Consider the following 20,106-nt stretch of genomic DNA (forward strand, 5'->3'; position numbering starts at 1 on the left):
TTCCTTGCGCCCCCTAGAATTGCCGCACCGTCCCCGCAACACCACCTCAGGAATTCGCAGCAGTGCCGCGTCGCATCAGCAGAGAGCTGAAGACTCTCAGTGTTTGGGCTTTATCGTTAGCAATCAGCGGCTGCATCGGAACCGGAGGCGTTGCCCCCCAAGGCAAGAGCCTCGCCGCCAATACCCTGGCCACCGACGACGCGATCCAGAGCGCCGCCCGGGATGCCCACTGGCCGACCACCCAGTGGTGGCAGGTTTATGGTGATCCGCAACTCAATGCTTGGATCGACCTCGCCGTACAAGGCAGCCCGAGCATGGCCGAAGCCGCCGCGCGGGTGCGTGAAGCGCGGGCCATGGCCGGGCTGGCCGAGTCCGCCGAGGCCGTGCAGATCAACGGGGATACCACGCTCAAGCGCCACAACTGGCCGAGCGATCAGTTCTACGGCCCCGGCAAACTGGACGACTCCACCACCTGGGACAACAACGCCGCCCTGGGCCTGAGCTACGCCCTTGACCTGTGGGGGCGCGAGCGCAACGCCACTGAGCGCGCGGTGGACCTGGCCCATATGAGTGTCGCCCAAGCGCGCCAGGCCCAGCTGGAATTGCAGAACAACGTGGTGCGCGCGTATATCCAACTGTCGCTGCATTACGCCCAGCGCGATATCGTCGCCGCCACCCTGGCCCAGCAACAGCAGATCCTCGACCTGGCGCAAAAGCGCCTGGATGGCGGCATCGGCACGCATTTTGAAGTCAGCCAGGCGCAGACCCCATTGCCCGAAACCCACCGGCAACTGGACGCCCTCGACGAAGAAATCGCCCTGACCCGCAACCAACTGGCGGCTTTGGCCGGCAAGGGCCCGGGGGAGGGCGCGAAACTGCAGCGACCGACCCTGGCCCTCGGCGAACCGCTGAAACTGCCGTCGGCACTCCCCGCGCAATTGCTTGGCCAGCGCCCCGATGTGGTCGCCAGCCGCTGGCAAGTGGCGGCCCAGGCCCGGGGGATCGACGTGGCCCATGCCGGCTTCTACCCCAATGTCGACTTGGTGGGCAGCCTCGGCTACGTCGCCACCGGCGGCGGCATGCTGGAGTTCCTCACCGGCAAGAAGCTCAACTACAGCGTCGGCCCGGCGATCACCTTGCCGATCTTCGACGGCGGCCGCCTGCGCGCGCAATTGGGTGAGGCCAGCGCCGGCTACGACATTGCCGTGGCTCGCTACAACCAGACCCTGGTCAATGCGCTCAAGGGCATCAGCGACCAACTGATCCGCCGCGAATCCATGGCCAAGCAGCAAATATTCGCCGCCGAATCGGTGGCCTCGGCGCAGAAAACCTATGACATCGCGATGATCGCCTACCAGCGCGGCCTGACCGATTACCTCAATGTCCTCAACGCCCAGACGTTGCTGTTTCGTCAGCAACAGGTCGAGCAACAGGTCCAGGCTGCGCGCCTGAGCGCCCATGCCGAGCTGGTTACCGCCCTGGGCGGTGGCCTTGGCGCGGGCAGCGATGCCCCGGCCCCGGACAAGACCCTCCCGAGCAAGACCCCGGCGGCACTGGCCGTGTTCGATCACTGATCAGGTTTCCCATGACTCCCTTGCCTGCACCGCTGCGTTGGCTGCATTCCCTGGAATGGCGCCGTGGCTTTTTCGACTGGGCACGCAGTGATGGCGTGACCTGGGTGTATATCTTCAAAGTACTGATCGCCGCGTTTCTCACCCTGTGGCTGGCGATGCGCCTGGAACTGCCACAACCGCGCACCGCGATGATTACCGTGTTTATCGTGATGCAGCCGCAAAGCGGCCAGGTGTTCGCCAAGAGTTTCTATCGTTTCCTCGGCACCCTCGCAGGCTCTGCGGTGATGGTGTTGTTGATCGCCTTGTTTGCGCAAAACACTGAGCTGTTCCTTGGCTCGCTGGCGATCTGGGTTGGCCTGTGCACGGCGGGTGCGACGCGCAACCGTAACTTTCGCGCCTACGGATTTGTGCTGGCCGGTTACACGGCGGCAATGGTGGGTTTGCCGGCGCTGGCCCACCCGGACGGCGCATTTATGGCGGCTGTATGGCGGGTGCTGGAAATCTCCCTGGGGATTCTCTGCGCGACCCTGGTCAGTGCCGCAATCCTTCCGCAAACCAGCAGCGCGGCCATGCGCAACGCCTTGTACCAGCGCTTCGGCACCTTCGCCCTGTTCGTCACCGATGGCCTGCGTGGCCGCAGCCAGCGCGAGGGTTTTGAAAGCAGCAATGTGCGCTTTATCGCCGAAGCCGTGGGCCTGGAAGGGTTGCGCAGCGTCACCGTGTTCGAGGACCCGCACATGCGCCGGCGCAACGGCCGCCTGAGTCGTTTGAACAGCGAGTTCATGGGCATCACCACGCGCTTCAATGCCCTGCACCAGTTGCTCGAACGCCTGCGCAGCGACGCTGCCGACCATGTGGTGGTGGCCATCAAACCCGGTTTGCAGGACCTTGCCGAACTGCTCGATGGCTTCAGCGGACGAGCCTTGACCAGCCCCGATGCGGCGCGCCTAGTGAGCCAACTCACCGCTTATAAAGAGGGCCTGCCCGCCAAGGTGCGCAGCCTGCGGGCGCTGTTTCAGGAGAGCGGGCCGAGCGACGCCGAACAACTGGATTTCCATACTGCCTACGAGTTGCTGTACCGCTTTGTCGATGACTTGCACAACTATGCGCAGACCCACGCCTCCCTGGCCGAACACAGCCACGAGCGCGAGCACTGGGATGAAGCCTACACCCCCAAAACCAACTGGCTGGCCTGCGCCGCCTCGGGGATTCGCGCGTCATTCATTCTGATCGTCCTCGGCAGTTACTGGGTGGCCACCGCCTGGCCCAGCGGCGCTACCATGACCCTGATCGCGGCGGCCACCGTGGGTCTGTCGGCCGCTACGCCGAACCCCAAGCGCATGGCCTTTCAGATGGCCTGCGGCACCTTGATCGGCGCGGTGGTGGGGTTTGTCGAAATGTTCTTCGTGTTCCCCTGGATCGATGGCTTTCCCTTGCTCTGCGTGATGCTCGCCCCAGTGATCGTGCTTGGCGCGTTCCTGTCGTCGCGGCCGCAATACGCCGGGGTTGGCCTGGGCTTGTTGATTTTTTTCAGCACCGGTTCCGTGCCGGATAACCTGACGATCTACAACCCCTACACCTTTATCAACGATTACATCGCGATGATCCTCGGCATGCTGGTATGTGCGGCGGCGGGCGCGATCATCCTGCCGCCCAACAGCCCCTGGCTGTGGCGCCGCCTGGAGCGCGACCTGCGTGAGCAAGTGGTGTACGCGATCAGCGGCAAGCTCAAGGGCCTGGCGTCAAGTTTCGAAAGTCGCACCCGTGACCTGCTGCACCAGGCCTATGGCCTGGCCGCCGGGCAACCGCAGGTGCAGCGCAACCTGTTGCGCTGGATGTTCGTGGTGCTGGAAGTCGGCCACGCCATTATTGAGTTGCGCAAGGAACAGGCGATCCTGCCGGTGCATCCGGCGTATGCCGAATCCCAGCCCTGGCGCCAGGCGATCCGGGTGATGGGGCGCTCGCTGGTGCGGCTGTTCCTGCAACCCGGCCAGAGCAATCTTGAGCGCGCCTTGATCGCGGTCGATCACGCGATCAGCCGCGTGCAAGCCACCGACGAACCCTTCGCCCCGCACTTCGACACCTCGGCCCTGCGCCGGGTGAAAAGCTACCTGCACTTTATCCGCACGTCCCTGCTGGACCCGCAATCGCCCCTGGCTGCCCTGAAGCCTTCCGGAGTCGCCCATGCCTCGTGAAATCGCGTTCCACGGCATCTACATGCCGACCATGACCCTGATGTTTTTCATTGCCGCGGGGCTGGCCTGGGCCCTGGATCGCTTCCTGGCGGGTTATGACCTGTACCGTTTTTTCTGGCACCCGGCGTTGCTGCGCCTGAGCCTGTTTGTTTGCCTGTTCGGCGCCATGGCGCTGACCATCTACCGTTGAGAATGCCCTGATGAAAAAGTTTTTCAGCCTGCTTGCGACATTGCTGGTCCTGGCCCTGGCGATCTGGATTGGCCGCACGCTGTGGGTGCATTACATGCAAACCCCGTGGACCCGTGATGGCCGGGTGCGCGCCGACATCATCAACGTCGCTGCCGACGTCACTGGCGAGGTGGTCGACGTGCCGGTGCGCGACAACCAGTTGGTGAAAAAGGGCGACCTGCTGATGCAGATCGACCCCGAGCACTACCGCATTGCGGTGAAACAGGCGCAATCACTGGTGGCGTCACGCAAGGCCACCTGGGAGATGCGCAAGGTCAATGCGCACCGCCGCGCCGACCTCGACGCCCTGGTGATCTCCAAGGAAAACCGCGACGACGCCAGCAACATCGCCGACTCGGCCCTGGCCGACTACCAGCATGCCCTGGCGCAACTGGAAGCGGCGGAGCTGAATTTGAAACGCACGCACGTGGTGGCGGCCGTCGATGGTTATGTCACCAACCTCAACGTACATCGCGGCGATTACGCGCGCATCGGCGAGGCGAAGATGGCAGTAGTCGATATGAACTCGTTCTGGGTCTATGGCTTCTTCGAAGAAACCAAGCTGCCCCATGTGAAAGTGGGGGATAAAGCCGACATGCAACTGATGAGCGGCGAAACCCTCAAGGGCCATGTGGAAAGCATCTCGCGCGGCATCTACGACCGTGACAACCCTGAAAGCCGCGAACTGATCGCCGACGTGAACCCGACCTTCAACTGGGTGCGCCTGGCCCAGCGTGTGCCGGTGCGCATTCATATCGATGAAGTGCCGGAAGGCGTGCTGCTGGCGGCGGGGATAACCTGCACGGTGATCGTGAACCAGACGCAACACTAAACCTGTAGGCGCCGGCTTGCCGGCGAAGAGCCTGAGAACAACGCGGGGTACCTGGTGCTCCGCGTTAGCGTTGACGATTTTCGCTGGCAAGCCAGCTCCTACAGGAGGAGTTATTGGCCCTGGATATAGGTCTCGTGCAGATGGCGCCACAGCAGCGTGCCACTGGCTTGTTTCTCGAACACCACGGTGGCGCGGCGGTCTGTCCGGGTACCGTTGTCATCAACTTGATGTTCGCGGTAAGTCACCGTGGCCCCGCGTGCATGTCGGTCAATGCCTGCCAGTTCACTCAAGGTGATTTTCAATCCGGGCCGCATGCCGCCCAGGCGAGTGAACAGGGCATTGACCCCGGCGGCATTGACCCGTGCGCCGGTGGCGGGGGCGATCATGCTGAACTCGGGGGAGAAGCGCGCAAGCAGGTTTTGCAGCGTGCCTTCGGGTGCCACGCCGGCAAACCATTGCTCGATTTCTATGTGGGTCTGGATCACTTCTTCAAAAAAATCACTGTAGTCAATCATCGTTGCGGCTCGCTGGCGGGGTGAAGCAGCGTGCGGACTCTGGAAGCATCCAGGTGCAGCACTGCCAAGAGTGGCAGCAGTGTCAGGGCTGCCGCTATCGTGAAGGTTATGGTGAAGGATTCCAAGGCCGACAACAGTGCGCTGAGCGCTGCGGCACCCAGGCAGAAGCTGACTTGCCGATTGATATTCCACAGCGCGCTGGCATGGCCCATGCGGTCGACGGGAACATCGAGAAACGCCAGGGTCTGTGCAGTGCTGCTGCACAGGCTGCCGCCCAGGCCCATCGAGGCGTAGGCAAGAATGATCAGCGCAGGTTCGGCGGTGTTCAGCAGCACAATACCGCTGCATTGCAGCACCATGCCCGCCAGCAGCAATGGCTTGGGCCCACAGCGGTTGAACAGCTTTTTGCTGAGGTAAATGGCCATGGCCGACGCCACTGCCCATGGCAGCATCAGGGCCCCGGTGCGTGTCGCGTCGTATCCAAGGCCGCGCAGGTAGAGGATGGCAATCAGGCTGGTGCCGATAAAGACCCCGGGAATAAATAGATAGACCAGCATCGCCACCCGTAGCAGCGGGCTGCTCAGGGGGATGAAAAGCCCCCCCAGCTCAAGCACAGGGCGAACATGTGTTGGCTGGTCGGGTTTTATCCACAGCAGAGCCAGCAGTAAAGTCAGCAGCGCCAGTGGCAGGTTGGCGTAGAAAATCCAGCGCCACGACACATTGTCGACGATCACCCCGCCCAGCGCTGGGGACAATGCTGGTACCAGTAACGCGACGGACATCACCCTGGCGGTGAGTTGGCTGCGTTCTGCTGGGGGAAAGTGCCGGTACGCCATTGCCTGGCCCACCGGGATCAGTAAGCCACCCCCCAACCCTTGCAGGCCGCGCCAAGCGATCAGCGCTTCAATCGAGCTCGCCTGCCCGACCATCACCGAGGCAGCGGCGAACAGCAGCAGGCTGACGGCAATCAGGTTTCTTTCCCCCAGCATGGCGGCCAGCCACACACTCATGGGAATGATCGCAGTCAGGCCGAGCATGTAGGCATTGCTGACCCACGCCAATTGCGTGACCGAAGCCTGCAGTTCGCGGGCGATATCCGGGTAGGCAATGGTGGCGACAAACATGTTCACCAGGTCGAGGGTAAAACCCAGTAAAAAGATCCAGGCGACTTTCGAGCGGTAGGTCATCAGGGCGTTCCTGCATTCAATCCCGGCAGGGTAGAGTGCTGCGGATGCTTGGGGAACGCTGGTTTGGCTGTTAGTTTGTCAAAAATATTTTGACAAAAGGGGGCGTGGCTTATGGTCAGCCTGGACCGATTCGATACTTTTAAGGCCGTGGTCGAAGCCGGCTCGCTCACGGCAGCGGCCGATCTACTGGGCCAGACCCGCGCCGTGGTCAGCTTCAACCTCAAGCGTCTGGAAGCTGAACTCGGGGTCACTTTGCTGACCCGCAACACCCGCCAGATGGCGCTGACCGATGCCGGTGAGCGCTTTTACCTGCGTTGTGCCCGTGTGCTCGAAGAGGCGCAATTGGCCGTGGAAGAAGCCCGCTCGGAGCATGCCCAACTCAAGGGTACCCTGCGCATCACCACCACAGTGGAATATGCGCTGGCCGTGGTTGCCCCGGCAGTGGAAGCTTTTCGTCGTCAGCATCCGGACTTGAACATTCACTTATCCACATCCTCTACCCATGCTGATTTGATCTCCGAGCGCTTTGATGTGGCGATTCGGTTGGGGCGGCTGCTGGATTCCAATCATCGAGCGGTGCAGTTGTCGACGTTCGAGGTGTTTGCGGTAGCGGCGCCAGCGTTTGCCTGGGTAAAAACGTTGGATGAGTTGGAGCATGTGCCCAAGCTGGGTCATGGCCGTTTGACGGAACTGAGCCTGATCGATCCGGCGGGCGGCGGGCATCAATATTGTCCCGGCTTTACGGCGCTCACGGCCGACAGCGCGGCCGTCCTGCAAGCTTTTGCCGTGCGCGGCCATGGCGTGGCAATCCTGCCACAATGGCTGGTTCAGGATGACCTGGAGGCTGGGCGATTGGTGCGGTTGCTGGTAGACCATTGCTTCGCCGTGCAAGGCATTTACGCGATGTATCCGGATACCCGACACTTGCCTCTGAAGGTCCGGGCGTTTATTGATTTTATGAAGGGGTAGTGTCAGGCGCTGATATGGCGAATCACGTTTATCAGGATCGGAGAGAATGGCTTGAGTTGTCCATTCTCATCGGGTTGTTGCAGCTCTTCTTCAAGAATTGTCAGCAGATCGATGTTTTCTATCTCGAGGTCAGAACCATCCATGCCGCTGTTGAAAAGAAGCGCGCTGATGATGTCTCGTCGATCATTGAACAACGCCCGGTTTTTCTCGCGGCTATCCCCTAAATTCAGAACCTGAATAGACGTGATAGCTCTTGGACTCAAACCTTCCACTCGCCCTGAAATATAAAACTTCAACTCTGTTTCACACTCATCCATCAACGCAGTGAGGGGCAATGGTTGATGCGCGTGGGCATCCCCGCATTGTTTAAGTCGATTACAGCTCGCTACGATGTTGGAGAAGTCCACCGTGCGGTTTTGGGCTTCTCTCTGTGCCTCTATATGCTCATTGTGAGCACTATTCAGCGTAATTGCATCGCAGCAGTGAGCACATAGGCCGTATTGCTCTTCTATGCATGCTTGGCGTATTACGCTTCTTTCTTTGTGCGTTAATTCTGGATAGCGACCATTCGGGTGTGCGCGCTTCCATTGCGTCAGTGCTGCTGGTTCATGCCCTTTGGTGATCTTACGCACTGCGCAACTCCTGCTTGCGAATCAGAAGGGCAGCTTTGGTCAGCTCGATATGACCGGAGGGAAGGTCTGCCGAAAGACTTTCGAAAAGAGCCTTGGCTTCTTTCAATTTTTTGTCCTGAAGCAGATCCAGCAAACGATCCAGGCGGTCCTGGACCTCGCTGTTGCGCGCATCGGTGTCCATGACGTCGAGTAAGACCTGATTTGCGTCTAGGCCATAGAGACCGTTGCGTTCTTCCAATTCACCGTCGTCAAGGACGTAGCACAGGATGTCCTTGGTATCGCTGATCACCAGTGGAGAGTGGGTGGTCAGGATGAATTGGCAGTTGGGGAAGGTCTCAGTGAGCTGGTGGATCAGGCGGCGCTGCCACTGAGGATGAAGATGGAGGTCTACCTCGTCGATTAGGACAATACCGGCACCTTCAAGCGGATTGCTTAATGACGGGTTCATGATTGCCAAGCGGCGAGCAATGTCGCCGACAAGTGCCATCAGTGATTTTTCACCTTGAGAAAGCTGAGAAACATTGAGCGTATTGCCTAACTTATCGATGGCCATATGCAATCTAGGCTTTCGTTGGACTCGAAGGTTTTTAAAGTGAGGCATGAACTTGTAGACGGCGGCTCGCACAGCATTTAACTGTGGGTCGCGTGACGATAGATGCAGGCTTTTTAGTTCAGATACTAACTTTTCATCCGAACTAGAGATTTTTTTCAACTGTTCCATTACGGCTGAGGATATTCCCTGTTCGTTCTCAGTGTCTTCCCTGTCACGGAACCATTCAAAAAAACGTCCGAAATCTACGCCACCATTTAGAGCGTTTTCGTATCCATCAAATTGGTCGAATGGTTTGTCGGATTTTCGGGTTGTTAGTGGAACGTCAAGGACAGACCTTTCGACAGGGTAGAAGGCCACAAGTGGAAGTGAGCCGTTGTCGTCAATCAACCCTATATGAAGGCGATAGAGCTCAGCCAGTTCGGTTAGTTTAGTAAGAGAACTATTTGCCTTTGCTTTATGCCCTCGCAAGGTGCGAGCGAGTGTCCATGAGTAGGTCGCGGAAGTTGATGCTGACGTGTGAGTTACACCGCCGACTTCAGCATCAATTGAGGCGAATCGCTCACCATTTGTAATCACATCTTCTTGGATGGGACTGCCACCGCCATTATCGGTGCGAATGCGCCCTACCAGCCAACTTAATGACGTGGCTAGCGACTTCAAAATCGTTGTCTTCCCCGCCCCATTATTCCCGACAAACACAGTCACCTTCGACGCATGTTTTTCGGTAGGTGCAAAGGCGACTTCCAAGTCGGTAAAACGACCGACATTATTAAGTCGAATTTTTCTGATTTCCATCGCATTACCCTTGTGGGGCCAGTCAGATTCTAGAGGCAGGCGGCGAGTATGGCACTCATCCCGGGTTTTGGCAGGTAGGCTTCATGGTTGCTTACAACACACCGCTCAACCCAAACCGCTTTTTCAATATCGTTTCCAGCAACCCCTTGGGCAACAGCGCCGCCATCAACGGCAACGCCCGGCTGCCATTGCCCGAGCGCAGCAGGCGCGGTGGTTCAGGTTGTTGCACGGCCTTGAGCACATCCGCCGCAAACACGCTGGCCGGGGTTGGCTTGTCCTGGGAAGCCTGGGAGCGCGCACGGATGCTTTCGCGCAACGGCCACCATGGCGATTGTTCGTTGATCAGCAATTCGGCCTGGGTGCCGGCGTTCTTGGCAAAACGGGTGTTGATCGCACCCGGCTGCACTTCCATGACCCGCACGCCAAACGGCGCCAGCTCCATGCGCAGGGCATCGCTCAGGGCATGGACGGCGGCTTTGGAGGCGCAGTAGGCCCCGGCAAACGGGGTGACCAGCACTCCGGAAACACTGCCGATATTCACCACCAACCCCTTGCGCGTGCGCAAGGCTGGAAACAGCGCCTGGGTCACGCCGACGATGGAGAACACATTGGTCTCGAATTGGCGCTGCATCGCCTCGGTACCGCCATCGAGCAGCGGGCCCATGGCGCCGTAGCCGGCGTTGTTGATCAGTACATCCAGCTCGCCCACTTGCCCGGCCAGTTGCGCCAGCGCCGCCCCATCGTTGACATCCAGCTGCACGGCCTTGAAGCCGGCTGCCGCCAGGGTCGCGACGTCTTCGGGACGGCGGGCGCTGGCCCATACGTCATAGCCGGCAACCTTGAAGGCATCGGCCAGGGCGCGGCCAATGCCGCTGGAGCAACCGGTGATAAGCACGTTGGGCATGGATCAATCCTTTGTGGGTATTAGTCGGAGAAGCTGCCTTGCAGGCGTTCGGCACGAAACTCCAGGGTTTGCGGGCGATAGCCGGGACGCAGTGGCGGCATCGGCAGGCAATCTTCCCAGGTGGCGCCGGCCTGCAACTCGCCGGGGCCGCGATAGCGCGGGGCAGCATAGACGTTGTCGGCCAGGTTGACCGTATCGCCCGGCGCGTAGGCGGCGACGCGCCAGCGCAATTCGGTCAGGGGCACATCGTTGCCATTGTTGAGTTTGAGCTGCAAGGGGCGATCGGCAGGGCATTGCTCGGGGGCGTAGCTGATGCGCAACTCCAGGCGCGCCAGTTGCGCGGCTTCGCGGTTGTCCAGCCAGACCACCCACATCGCCACGAAGCCCAGGCCCACGGCAGCTGCGAGGGATACTGGCAACGCCTTGGCGGGATAGCGCAGCAGCAGGATCAGCCAGGTGATGATCAGTAGAACGCCGAAGAACATAGGGGCAGCCTCGCGGGTGGATGGGCCATCGTACCGTTGACAGGGTGCGGTTGCCTATCGAGATGCCTCTGGTCAGGAGCATCTATCAATGGCAGCAAACCGCTCGATGTCGCCTTCCAAAAGTGAGTGGCGCTCAGGCCACTTGGCCAGGCAGCGGACATTCCACGTTACCTTGGTACTGGAATTGATGGTGTTGTTGGCCTCACTCATATAGATACAGCCACAGACTGATGATGTTGCTCTGCGGCTTTCTTAATACTTGCCGAGAACAACACTATGAGCGTACATGCACAAAGTTTTTCTCTTGCAGCCTACCGCTCCTTTGTTCCTACCGAAGAGAGCAGCCCAAGAACGCCGGCATCCAGTACACGATCAACCCGCAGCATCGGTGATGTGGACAACCACCACTCGCTGACACTGGCAGGCCCGGAACCGATAGGCGCCACCAATGGTTACGCAGCCATCAGCGAGCAAGCGGCCAAGGCCAATGTCGAGAAAGCCAAATTCAAAAATATTGCGCTAGTCACGGCTGCGACATTTCCAGATGTGCGCGCAGAAGCCAAAAGATGTGCGCAAGAAATCGTGTTCAAGTTGACCGGCAAGCATGTGGACGCCGACAAGACCTATTTGAATCGTTTTAACGGTACGCAATCAGCAGCAACGGCTACCGGTTGGGAGCACATGAAAGAAGAACCCACCTCTTCAATCAGTTTGACCGATGCGGTGTTGAAGAACTTTTCTGAATACGACGGGATCCCCGGCACTCTGGATTCGGAAGCAGGTTTATATACAGACGGCCCCGGACAAAGCACAAAAGCTGGTTACGGTGCTCATAACGAGATCCCCCTGGCGCCTTCCGACTTTATGAAGGCCCTATGGAAGGCCGACTTCCAGACGATAATGTCGCAAACAATTGACGACTTCTGGCAAGACCACGCCGATAACTATCGGACTGTGCTGAAAGGCGTATTTATCTATAAGGCAAGCGAACAACTCAAGTCCCAAGAGGCCAAGTTACCTGTCGAACGAGCGTTGCAACCGCCCGAACATCAGTTCACCCAAAGCGATTATAAACAGCTGATGAGGGCTGTTAACGGTGAAGAGGTACCTGAAAACCAGCCCGTGAGCTTCGAACAATTGCAGGCGATATCCCCGGTAACAGGTGATGTCCAGGCCCATGCCTTCGATATTAATGGCTTCAAATCAAATGACATTGTGCGTTTTACCCTGCCGGGCGAGGGGCCCAAGAAATACGTCAACGGTCGTCTGGACGGAGTGCAAATCCTCTACATCCCTGATGCTGAGCCAGCCTTTCTCAAATTCACTTCGCTGAAAAAAATGGATCAATGGGTCAGCGATCAAGGCAGGACGCCCCAGTTGCGCAAAGCCCTGGAGTCGCACTTCACTCTGGCTGACCGGCAGAACCACGAGAGCGGGGGATTTTGGAAGACACTCCTTGATATAGTGCTACCGCTGACCAGCTTGATCCCTGAAGCTCGCCCGGAAGAAGGCGTCGATGCGTCGTTGGAAAGCCTCGGTACGGGAAGCGTCAGCAACCAGGAAGGCAAAGTCATTGACCGTAGCAACTTCGCGATCAAGGGCGATGTGTTCAGTCACATGGCGAATCTAAGCCAGCAGCGCATGAAAAATGATGCTGACACCGCGATCCAATCCAACAGCGAGGTTACGCGTGACACCTGGCTCAACGACATTTCGGTCGGCGCAGGATTGCTGGTCAAACTGGCGCCGCTGGGTGTTCCGGTCGCCGCCGCCGCGCTCTTCACAAGCCTCACAGAGGTCGCACTGGGTGCCGAAAAAGAAGTCTCGGGCGACACCCAGGCTGAGCGTCACGAGGGGACGTCGAAGGCATTCGATGGGATGCTCAACGCTCTGTTCTCTTCTATGGGGGCCAGTTCAAAAGCCGAAGACCCTTTTGCGCTACCCAAAGAAGAGCCGCCAACCCTTGAACCCCCCGATGAGCCCGCGTCTGAATCCACCCCTGGCAACGCTGGTGTCGAAGCACCCAATCGGCTGCAACCGTCACAGGCAGGCAATATCAGTGCCTACGCGGTTGTGGATGGCGAGTCATTGCTCGCCAAAAGCACAGTTAATGCCAAAGGTATTTATCAATTCAAGGATGAGTTGGGAGTAGACCGTTGGTTTATCCGTTATACGGATCAGTCAGGTATCGCCCAAACGTATGAGATCAAGAGTGATTTCAAACTCAGCGACGACTATGTCCAGATTATTGATCCCCAGAGTGGCAACCCCATACTGACAGTCGGCGCAGTTGCTAATGGCGAGTGGCGCGCGAGCAGGATGCTGGGTGGAATCAACGGAAGCGACACGGAGGTGAGTACTGGCCAAAAACGCCCTGCTGAGCCGGGCAGTTCTTCAGGACGCTCCACTTCCGATGGACAATCCGCCTCGAAACGTCCCAAGTTGCCTGAAGCCTTTCCCGGTGAAAAAGCGACGTTGGAACCCCCCGTCAAAGGCAAGAACATGTTTTACAAATACAATAACCAAAGTCGTCATTCCGGTTTCGCCGCAGACCGTTTTTTTTCACCATCCTCTACCGATTTGAAAGGTGGCCCTCTGCCTAGAGGGCAGGGCAGGCATTACTTTACCGACCTTGCACCTGAAGATAAGCCAACAGCGGTTATATCCGAGATTATTTTCGGGCGTAACCGATATGGCAAAACGTTGAGTAAGATGACGAATTATTACGAAGTAAACACCACCGGTCTGGAGTTGGTGCAAGTCCCCGGCCATCCGCATATTTTTTATGTGGATACGCCGTTCTCCATTCCGTTGCAATATAAGAGCGGTTCCAACGGTGAACTCATGAATCGAGTCATTTCTCGCGGCGAGACGCCGTACACCGCTTGATCGTAAACAGAAAAACCGCCCATCACTCGCTGCGGATAGGGGACGCAGCGAGTGATGGGCGGCTGTTTTTTTGCGGGGGTTACTGGGCGATAGTCTTCATTGATACTCCACGCTCAACCGGGGTTGAACGTCCGTAGATATCCTCAAACCGCTCGATATCATCCTCTCCCAGATAACTGCCCGACTGCACTTCAATAATCTCCAACGGAATCTTGCCGGGGTTGCGCAGGCGATGCACCGAGGCAATCGGAATGTAGGTGGACTGGTTCTCGCAGAGCAGGAACACGTTATCGTCGCAGGTCACCTCGGCGGTGCCACTGACCACGATCCAGTGTTCGGCGCGGTGGTGGTGCATCTGCAGTGACAGGCATGCGCCCGGCTTGACCGAGATGTGCTTGACCTGGAACCGCCCGCCCATGTCCACCGAGTCGTATGAGCCCCACGGGCGATAGACCTCGCAGTGGTTCTGGGTCTCGCTGCGCCCCTGTTCGTTGAGGGTGTTGACCATCTGTTTGACGCCCTGGACCTTGTCCTTGTGGGCAATCATCATCGCGTCCTTGGTTTCCACCACCACGATGTTTTCCAGGCCGATCACCGACACCAGTTTGCCGTTGCCGTGGATCATGCAGTTCTTGCTGTCCTGGATCACCACGTCGCCTTTGGTCACGTTGCCGTTGGCGTCCTTGTCATTGACCGCCCACAGCGAGGCCCAGCAGCCCACGTCGCTCCAGCCGGCACTGAGCGGGACCACGCAGGCGCGCTGGGTTTTCTCCATCACCGCGTAGTCGATGGAATTATCCGGGCAGCAGGCGAAGGTGGCTTCGTCGAAGGTCACGGTATCGGCGGTATGTTCACTGCGCTCCAGGGTCAGTACGCAGGTGTCGTAGATGTCCGGGTCGTGCTTTTTCAGCTCTTCGAGGAAGCGGCTGGCGCGGAACAGGAACATGCCGCTGTTCCAGAAATAACCACCGCTTTTGACGAACTCCACCGCACGTTTTTCATCCGGCTTCTCGACGAACTGCTGCACGCGGCTGACGCCTTCGGGCAGCAGTGAGTCGTTGGTGGACTTGATGTAGCCGTAGCCGGTTTCCGGGCGGGTGGCCGGCACGCCGAACAGCACCATCTCACCACGCTCGGCGGCCACGGTGGCCAGGGCCAGGGCGCGTTGCAGGGCTTTCTGGTCGTCCAGTACGTGGTCGGCGGGCAGGACCAGCATCAGTTCGTCACGGCCTTCATTGACCAGCATCATCGCGGTCAGGGCCACGGCCGGCGCGGTGTTGCGGCCGAAGGGCTCCATCAGGATGCGCTGGCTCTCCAGCTTGCGTGCGCTCAACTGCTCGTTGACGATGAAGCGGTGCTCCTTGTTGCAGACCACGATAGGGCTGTCCATGCCTTCGAACACCAGGCGCTCCAGGGTTTGCTGGAACAGCGTGTGCTCGCCGGTCAGGGCCAGGAACTGTTTAGGGAACTGTTTACGCGAAAGCGGCCAAAGACGTGAGCCGCTACCACCGGAAAGGATTACTGGGATCATGGGTTTCTCCTTGAATCTGTATGGGTTAGAGCAACGAAGTTCAGTCGTTTCACTCTTGTTTTTGTCTCGTGTCCCGAGTCGAAACGCGGACCCTGTGGGAGCTGGCTTGCCTGCGATGGCGGCCTTGAAGGCGCTATCGCAGGCAAGCCAGCTCCCACAAGGGGCGTCTCAACTCAGGGAAGTTGTTAGCGGGTCGACACGGGGCGCTTGACCCACACCGGCGACAGGCTCGAACCGGAACCGGTGACATACAGCACCGCCGCCTCACCACGCTCCAGCGCCACCGGCTTCACGTCGCCGACTTTCTTGTCGCCGTCGTACAGCGCCAGGCTGACCTTCACCGGGTTGATCTCGCGCTCGCCACGGCCCTTGGCGGCCACGGCCTTGACCACGTCGGTCTTGCCGTCGGCGGTCTTCAGGGTCAGGGCCTTGTCGCTGAGGTTCTGCACGCGCACCAGGGATTTCTGCTTGTTCTTGAACGGTGGTTCTTCGATCAGTTGCGGCTGGCCGGTGCCGCTGTTGACCAGGGTGTAGTAGTGATCGGCGGCCAGCTTGACCGTGACGTTCTGGCTGCCGACCTTGGCGCTGTAGTCGCCGCCCGGCAGGAAGCTGAAGTCACTGCTGGCCAGCGGGGCGACGTCGCTCAAGGCGGTGTTGCCGACAGTGGCGCTGACTTCCTGGTTGCTGGCGTTGAACAGGCGCACGAAGCTCGAGCCTTTCGGCGCGATGGGCCCGTAGAGGGCGGCGTCGCCGGCGAAGGCGGACATCGACACGAAGCTCATGCCGGCGGCCAGGGCTAGGGTCTTGGCGAGACGACGAGGAGTAGTAGTGAAAGTCATGTGAGTTACCTCTCTTTCAGTTTTGCGCCCGGTCGGGCGTCTCGGATTTCTGGGTTTTAACGGGTGTGTTGATTGCTATGTTCTGTTGGCGTGTACCGGCTTGCTTGAGTTGCGCAACCCACTTGGGGTCGGCGTCGCCGATTTCGTTGTTCACAGGCAGATAACGTTCTGGAAACTCCCAGATCAGCACCTGGGGTGGGCTGTTCTTGAAGTCGTCGCTTTTCAGGTAGCTGAGCATCGGCAGGATCGGGCCGTGGCCGTCTTCGGCGTAGCTCACCACTTCGCTGCCCAGGGCTTGCTTGAGGGCGCCGACGAAGTTCCAGTTGGGGTTGGCGCTGTAGCTGGTACCTACCAACGCCACTGGCATTTCGCTGTCGGCGAACAGGGCGTCATCGCCTGCCGCCTGGGTTTGCACCGCATGAGTCACGCGTTTTTGCAGGGGCTCTTTGGGCGGCATCAGGTTTTCGAACAGCGGGTCCAGGGGCAGGAACAAGCGCAAGTCACCGCTGTGCGGGGTGATGTTCTCGGCGTCGGTGACAAACCGCTGGGGCTCGCCGCTGAGCAGGGTCTTGGCGTTGATCACCCTGGCCAGTTGCTTGGCGGCGACTTCGGCGCCATCCGGAGTCCAGTGGGTGTCGGTGCGCAGGAACACTTGCTGGCCGTGGAGCTTGGCCTGTTGCAGCGGGCCCAGCAGGTCGGGGGCGATGATCTTGTCGGCGGCAACCCGGGCATGGAAGTCCTGGTAGAGCCCGGCATGAATACTCGCCGGTTGCACTTCACCCAGGTGCTCGGGGTACAGGCGCACCTTGGCCGGGACAATCGCCATGACCAATTGCACACCCTTGGCCTTGAGGGTCTGGCGCACGCCTTCGACCAGGGCGTAGTTGTCTTGCAGGTTCTGCGCCTGGTTGACGGCGGGGTTGAACTCCTCGTCGCTGTACAGCCAGTGATCGCGACCCAGCACCACGCCGGGACGGCCTTCGTTGAACAGCTTGTAGTCCAGGGCCGCCCAGAGGTTGGTGCCCAGGCGCTTGATCGGGAACTCGTCGTCGTAATGGGTCTCGACGGCCTTGGCCCAGCGACCGTTGAGCACGGTGGCATCGGCGTTGGTGCTGAAACCGAAGAAACTGCGCATCGACCAAAGCCCCAGCACCAGCAGCATGCTCAGGAACAGGGCGATATAGAGCACGCGTAATGAACGGGTCATGTCGGCTCCCTCAGAATTGGAAGTAAAGGAACGGCGAGAAACTCTGCGCCGACAGTTTGAGAATCGATGCCGCGAACAGCAGCAACACACAGGCCCGCATGGCGTAGCCCGGCACTGCCTGGGTGACGCGGGGTGCCGCCGGATGATCGCGGTAGAAGTCGCGCAGGCCAAAGAACGCCAGGGTGGCGTAGGCCACCACCAGGGTCGCCACTTGCAGGCCGGTGAGGCTGGCGCGGTTGAGTTCCGACAGCGACCACTCGTTGAAACTGAACATCGCGCCGTACATGCGCCCGGCCACCTGCAGGTTTTCCGCACGGAAAATGACCCAGCCGGTCACCACCAGCAGGAAGGTGAAGGCCCAGCGCACCGGGTTGAAGCTGCGTGGCGAGGTGTTCAGGCCGATGGCTTTTTCAATCGCCAGCCACATGCCGTGCCAGGCGCCCCACACGATGTAGGTGATGTTCGCGCCGTGCCACAGGCCGCCGAGCAACATGGTCAGGAACAGGTTGCGGTAGGTGGTCAGCGTGCCTTTGCGGTTGCCACCCAGGGTGATGTACAGGTAGTCGCGCAACCAGGTAGACAGGCTGATATGCCAGCGCCGCCAGAACTCGGTGATCGACTGGCTGATATACGGCTGCTTGAAGTTTTCCATGAAGCGGAAACCCATCATCAAGCCCAGGCCGATGGCCATGTCGCTGTAGCCGGAGAAGTCGAAGTACAGCTGCGCGGTATACGCCAGCGCGCCGAGCCAGGCATCGCCGGTGGTGGGGTTTTGCAGGGCGAAGCAATGGTCGGCCACCACCGCCAGGGTGTCGGCGATAAACACCTTCTTGATAAAGCCCTGCATGAATCGCGTGCAGCCCTCGGAAAATTTATCCAGGGTGTGGGTGCGGTTGTTGAACTGGTCGGCCAGGTCGCGAAAGCGCAGCACGGGGCCTGCGATCAGGTGCGGGAAGATCGCCACGAACGCTGCAAAGTCGATGAGGTTGCGGGTCGCCGGAGTGTCGCCACGGTACACGTCGATGATGTAGCTGATGGACTCGAAGATGTAGAACGAGATCCCGATCGGCAACAGCACGTGGGTCAGGATAAACGGCTCCAGGCCCGCCGATTTCATCATCAGGTTGATGCTGTCGACGCCGAAGTTGGCGTACTTGAAGTAGCCCAGGATGCACAGGTCGACCGCCACCCCGAGCAGCAGCCAGCGCTGCGCCGGCTTGGTGCGCACGCCTGCCGCACCGACCTTGAGGCCGATCCAGTAGTTCCACAGGGTCACGGCGGCGAACAGCGCCAGGAAGTCCACCCGCCACCAGGCGTAGAACACGTAGCTGGCAATCAGCAGCAGCAGATTGCGATAGCGTTGCCCGCTCAAATAGTACAAGCCGAGAAAGATCGGCAAGAACAGAAACAGGAACACATTGGACGAGAAAACCATCCCGATCTCTCCATGTTTAACCAACAGTCAAGGGCCAACGGCCCCCCCAAACCCCCCACGAAAAACCGGGGAGGGCTGTACTACTTTTTCACTGTCGAAACCGACTCAAAATGTGGGAGCGGGCTTGCTCGCGAAAGCGGTGTGTCATTCAACACAGTAGGCGACTGTTACACCGTCTTCGCGAGCAAGCCCGCTCCCACATTTGGACCGAGTACGGTCAGGAACCTTTGTTGCCTTTATCGTGCGCCGGGTCGTAGACCTTGGTCAGGTCGCCGCCCAGGCGGAAGGTCTTGAACGGTTGCATGTCGTGCTTGCGTTCGAGCACATCCGGGGCGCAGGTGTAGAGGGTGCAGAACGGTTCGAGCCAGGCGAATTTCGAGTCCTGCTCCAGGTCATGCATGTCCTGCTCCTTGCCGTTCTTCTGTTCGAAGATGTCCGGATCCTTGGCGCCCGCGAGCACCTTGTCCCCCAGGCGCTTGAGCGCGCCGTTGTTTTCACCGCGTACATCCACGCCGTTGACCAGGGCAAAACTGGCGATCATCGCCAGTGGCGGCAATGCATAGTTGTGATAGGCCAAGGCCCGTTGCTGGCGCTTCAGTTCGTTGGGCAGATAGCCCTGGGCATCGACCTGGTTGGCGCCGACCTTGTATTCCTTGACCGCCCAATCGAACAGGTCGCGACGGTTGGTGGCGACGGACGTGGCCATCACCGACCAGGCGGCCCAGTACGAGTGGTTGTTGGTTTTTTCCAGGGGCAGGTTGTCCCAGTCGCTGACCACTTGCTCGGCCAGTCTGTTGAACCAGGCTTCGATCAGTTGCGACTCCTGCGGATGCTTGGCCAGGGGTTGCGACTCGGAGAACTTCAGGCGCACATAGGCCGAGGCCATGCTGCCCAACGCCCATTTGCGCATGGACTTGCCGGTGTGGTTGAAGTCCTTGGACATCAGCGCATCGGCCTTGGCCCAGCTCACCAGCCAGTTCAGGGTGCATTGCAATTGCTCCGGGCGACCGTCGCGCATGAACTGCATCACCCGCTTGCTGGTGTCTTTTTCCAGTTTGGTGATATCGGCGGTGCTGTCGCGAAAGGCTTTTTCCGATTGCACGTTCAGGGTCGAACGGGCTTTATCGGAGCCTTCGTATTTGCTGCGAAACTGCAGCGAACCGGTGTAGGGCGTCGGCATGGCGTCGCAGTCGTTCTTGAAGTCGCCGGTCTTGAACGCTTCAATCGGCGCGAAATAGCCCTGGGGCGGCCGCAGCGGCGCGGCGGCGTTGGCTTGGCCTGCAAACATCGCCAGGCCTAGCAGCGTTGGAATCAGTAACTTCTGCATAAGTAACC

Annotated in this window: 17 protein-coding genes; 6 read left to right on the plus strand and 11 right to left on the minus strand. The window is 59.4% G+C overall.

Translation table 11 applies throughout. The features are described from left to right. Positions 1 to 62 precede the first annotated feature (62 nt). The 4 genes from KL786_RS01235 to KL786_RS01250 are packed head-to-tail and all read left to right on the plus strand — an operon-like array spanning position 63 to position 4,830. A complete protein-coding gene (locus KL786_RS01235; RefSeq protein ID WP_215516452.1) occupies positions 63 to 1,574 on the plus strand; it encodes an efflux transporter outer membrane subunit in 1,512 nt (503 codons plus the stop codon). A gap of 11 nt (positions 1,575 to 1,585) precedes the next feature. After that, the gene (locus KL786_RS01240; RefSeq protein WP_215516453.1) at positions 1,586 to 3,769 is read left to right on the plus strand and encodes an FUSC family protein; all 2,184 of its coding nucleotides are present in this window, start codon (positions 1,586 to 1,588) and stop codon (positions 3,767 to 3,769) included. Next, a complete protein-coding gene (locus KL786_RS01245; protein WP_215516454.1) occupies positions 3,759 to 3,959 on the plus strand; it encodes a DUF1656 domain-containing protein in 201 nt (66 codons plus the stop codon). Before KL786_RS01240 ends, KL786_RS01245 begins: the two co-directional genes overlap by 11 nt. 10 nt (positions 3,960 to 3,969) lie before the next feature. Next, entirely contained in the window at positions 3,970 to 4,830 is an 861-nt protein-coding gene (locus tag KL786_RS01250) for an efflux RND transporter periplasmic adaptor subunit (protein WP_154842399.1), read from the plus strand. A 110-nt stretch (positions 4,831 to 4,940) separates the two neighbouring features. Here the strand turns inward: KL786_RS01250 and KL786_RS01255 are convergent, their stop codons facing one another. Next, positions 4,941 to 5,345, minus strand: coding sequence for a DUF4440 domain-containing protein (locus KL786_RS01255; protein WP_215516455.1), 405 nt, complete (start codon positions 5,343 to 5,345; stop codon positions 4,941 to 4,943). Further along, complete coding sequence (locus tag KL786_RS01260; protein ID WP_215516456.1) at positions 5,342 to 6,532, minus strand: MFS transporter; 1,191 nt, start codon at positions 6,530 to 6,532, stop codon at positions 5,342 to 5,344. The genes KL786_RS01255 and KL786_RS01260 overlap by 4 nt, the downstream gene beginning before the upstream one ends. Positions 6,533 to 6,643: 111 nt before the next feature. Here KL786_RS01260 and KL786_RS01265 point away from each other — a divergent pair, with 111 nt between their 5' ends. Then, complete coding sequence (locus KL786_RS01265) at positions 6,644 to 7,501, plus strand: LysR family transcriptional regulator (protein WP_215516457.1); 858 nt, start codon at positions 6,644 to 6,646, stop codon at positions 7,499 to 7,501. A gap of 2 nt (positions 7,502 to 7,503) precedes the next feature. Here the strand turns inward: KL786_RS01265 and KL786_RS01270 are convergent, their stop codons facing one another. The 4 genes from KL786_RS01270 to KL786_RS01285 form a co-directional block, all read right to left on the minus strand. After that, positions 7,504 to 8,133 (minus strand): HNH endonuclease family protein, encoded by a 630-nt coding sequence (locus KL786_RS01270; RefSeq protein ID WP_215516458.1) that lies wholly within the window; start codon positions 8,131 to 8,133, stop codon positions 7,504 to 7,506. Beyond that, the gene (locus KL786_RS01275; RefSeq protein WP_215516459.1) at positions 8,126 to 9,481 is read right to left on the minus strand and encodes an AAA family ATPase; all 1,356 of its coding nucleotides are present in this window, start codon (positions 9,479 to 9,481) and stop codon (positions 8,126 to 8,128) included. The genes KL786_RS01270 and KL786_RS01275 overlap by 8 nt, the downstream gene beginning before the upstream one ends. A 91-nt stretch (positions 9,482 to 9,572) precedes the next feature. Further along, positions 9,573 to 10,385, minus strand: coding sequence for an SDR family oxidoreductase (locus tag KL786_RS01280; RefSeq protein WP_215516460.1), 813 nt, complete (start codon positions 10,383 to 10,385; stop codon positions 9,573 to 9,575). Positions 10,386 to 10,405: 20 nt separating this feature from the next. Continuing rightward, positions 10,406 to 10,870 carry a multidrug transporter gene (locus KL786_RS01285; protein WP_090291978.1) on the minus strand — a complete coding sequence of 155 codons (465 nt, stop codon included), beginning with the start codon at positions 10,868 to 10,870 and terminating at the stop codon, positions 10,406 to 10,408. A gap of 276 nt (positions 10,871 to 11,146) precedes the next feature. Here KL786_RS01285 and KL786_RS01290 point away from each other — a divergent pair, with 276 nt between their 5' ends. Beyond that, a complete protein-coding gene (locus KL786_RS01290) occupies positions 11,147 to 13,759 on the plus strand; it encodes a dermonecrotic toxin domain-containing protein (protein WP_215516461.1) in 2,613 nt (870 codons plus the stop codon). Between the two features lie 79 nt (positions 13,760 to 13,838). Here the strand turns inward: KL786_RS01290 and KL786_RS01295 are convergent, their stop codons facing one another. From KL786_RS01295 to KL786_RS01315, 5 genes are all read right to left on the minus strand, one after another. Next, the gene (locus tag KL786_RS01295) at positions 13,839 to 15,290 is read right to left on the minus strand and encodes a mannose-1-phosphate guanylyltransferase/mannose-6-phosphate isomerase (RefSeq protein WP_215516462.1); all 1,452 of its coding nucleotides are present in this window, start codon (positions 15,288 to 15,290) and stop codon (positions 13,839 to 13,841) included. 185 nt (positions 15,291 to 15,475) lie between these two features. Further along, on the minus strand, positions 15,476 to 16,129 hold the full coding sequence (locus KL786_RS01300) for an alginate O-acetyltransferase AlgF (protein WP_215516463.1): 654 nt from the start codon (positions 16,127 to 16,129) through the stop codon (positions 15,476 to 15,478). Between the two features lie 16 nt (positions 16,130 to 16,145). Continuing rightward, entirely contained in the window at positions 16,146 to 17,336 is a 1,191-nt protein-coding gene (locus tag KL786_RS01305) for an alginate O-acetyltransferase (RefSeq protein WP_215516464.1), read from the minus strand. A 10-nt stretch (positions 17,337 to 17,346) separates the two neighbouring features. Beyond that, complete coding sequence (locus KL786_RS01310) at positions 17,347 to 18,771, minus strand: MBOAT family O-acyltransferase (RefSeq protein WP_215516465.1); 1,425 nt, start codon at positions 18,769 to 18,771, stop codon at positions 17,347 to 17,349. Between the two features lie 217 nt (positions 18,772 to 18,988). Continuing rightward, complete coding sequence (locus KL786_RS01315) at positions 18,989 to 20,098, minus strand: mannuronate-specific alginate lyase (protein WP_215516466.1); 1,110 nt, start codon at positions 20,096 to 20,098, stop codon at positions 18,989 to 18,991. Positions 20,099 to 20,106 lie beyond the last annotated feature (8 nt).

The sequence above is a fragment of the Pseudomonas sp. TAE6080 genome, from assembly GCF_018732265.1.
GTDB classification, from domain to species: Bacteria; Pseudomonadota; Gammaproteobacteria; order Pseudomonadales; family Pseudomonadaceae; genus Aquipseudomonas; species Aquipseudomonas brenneri.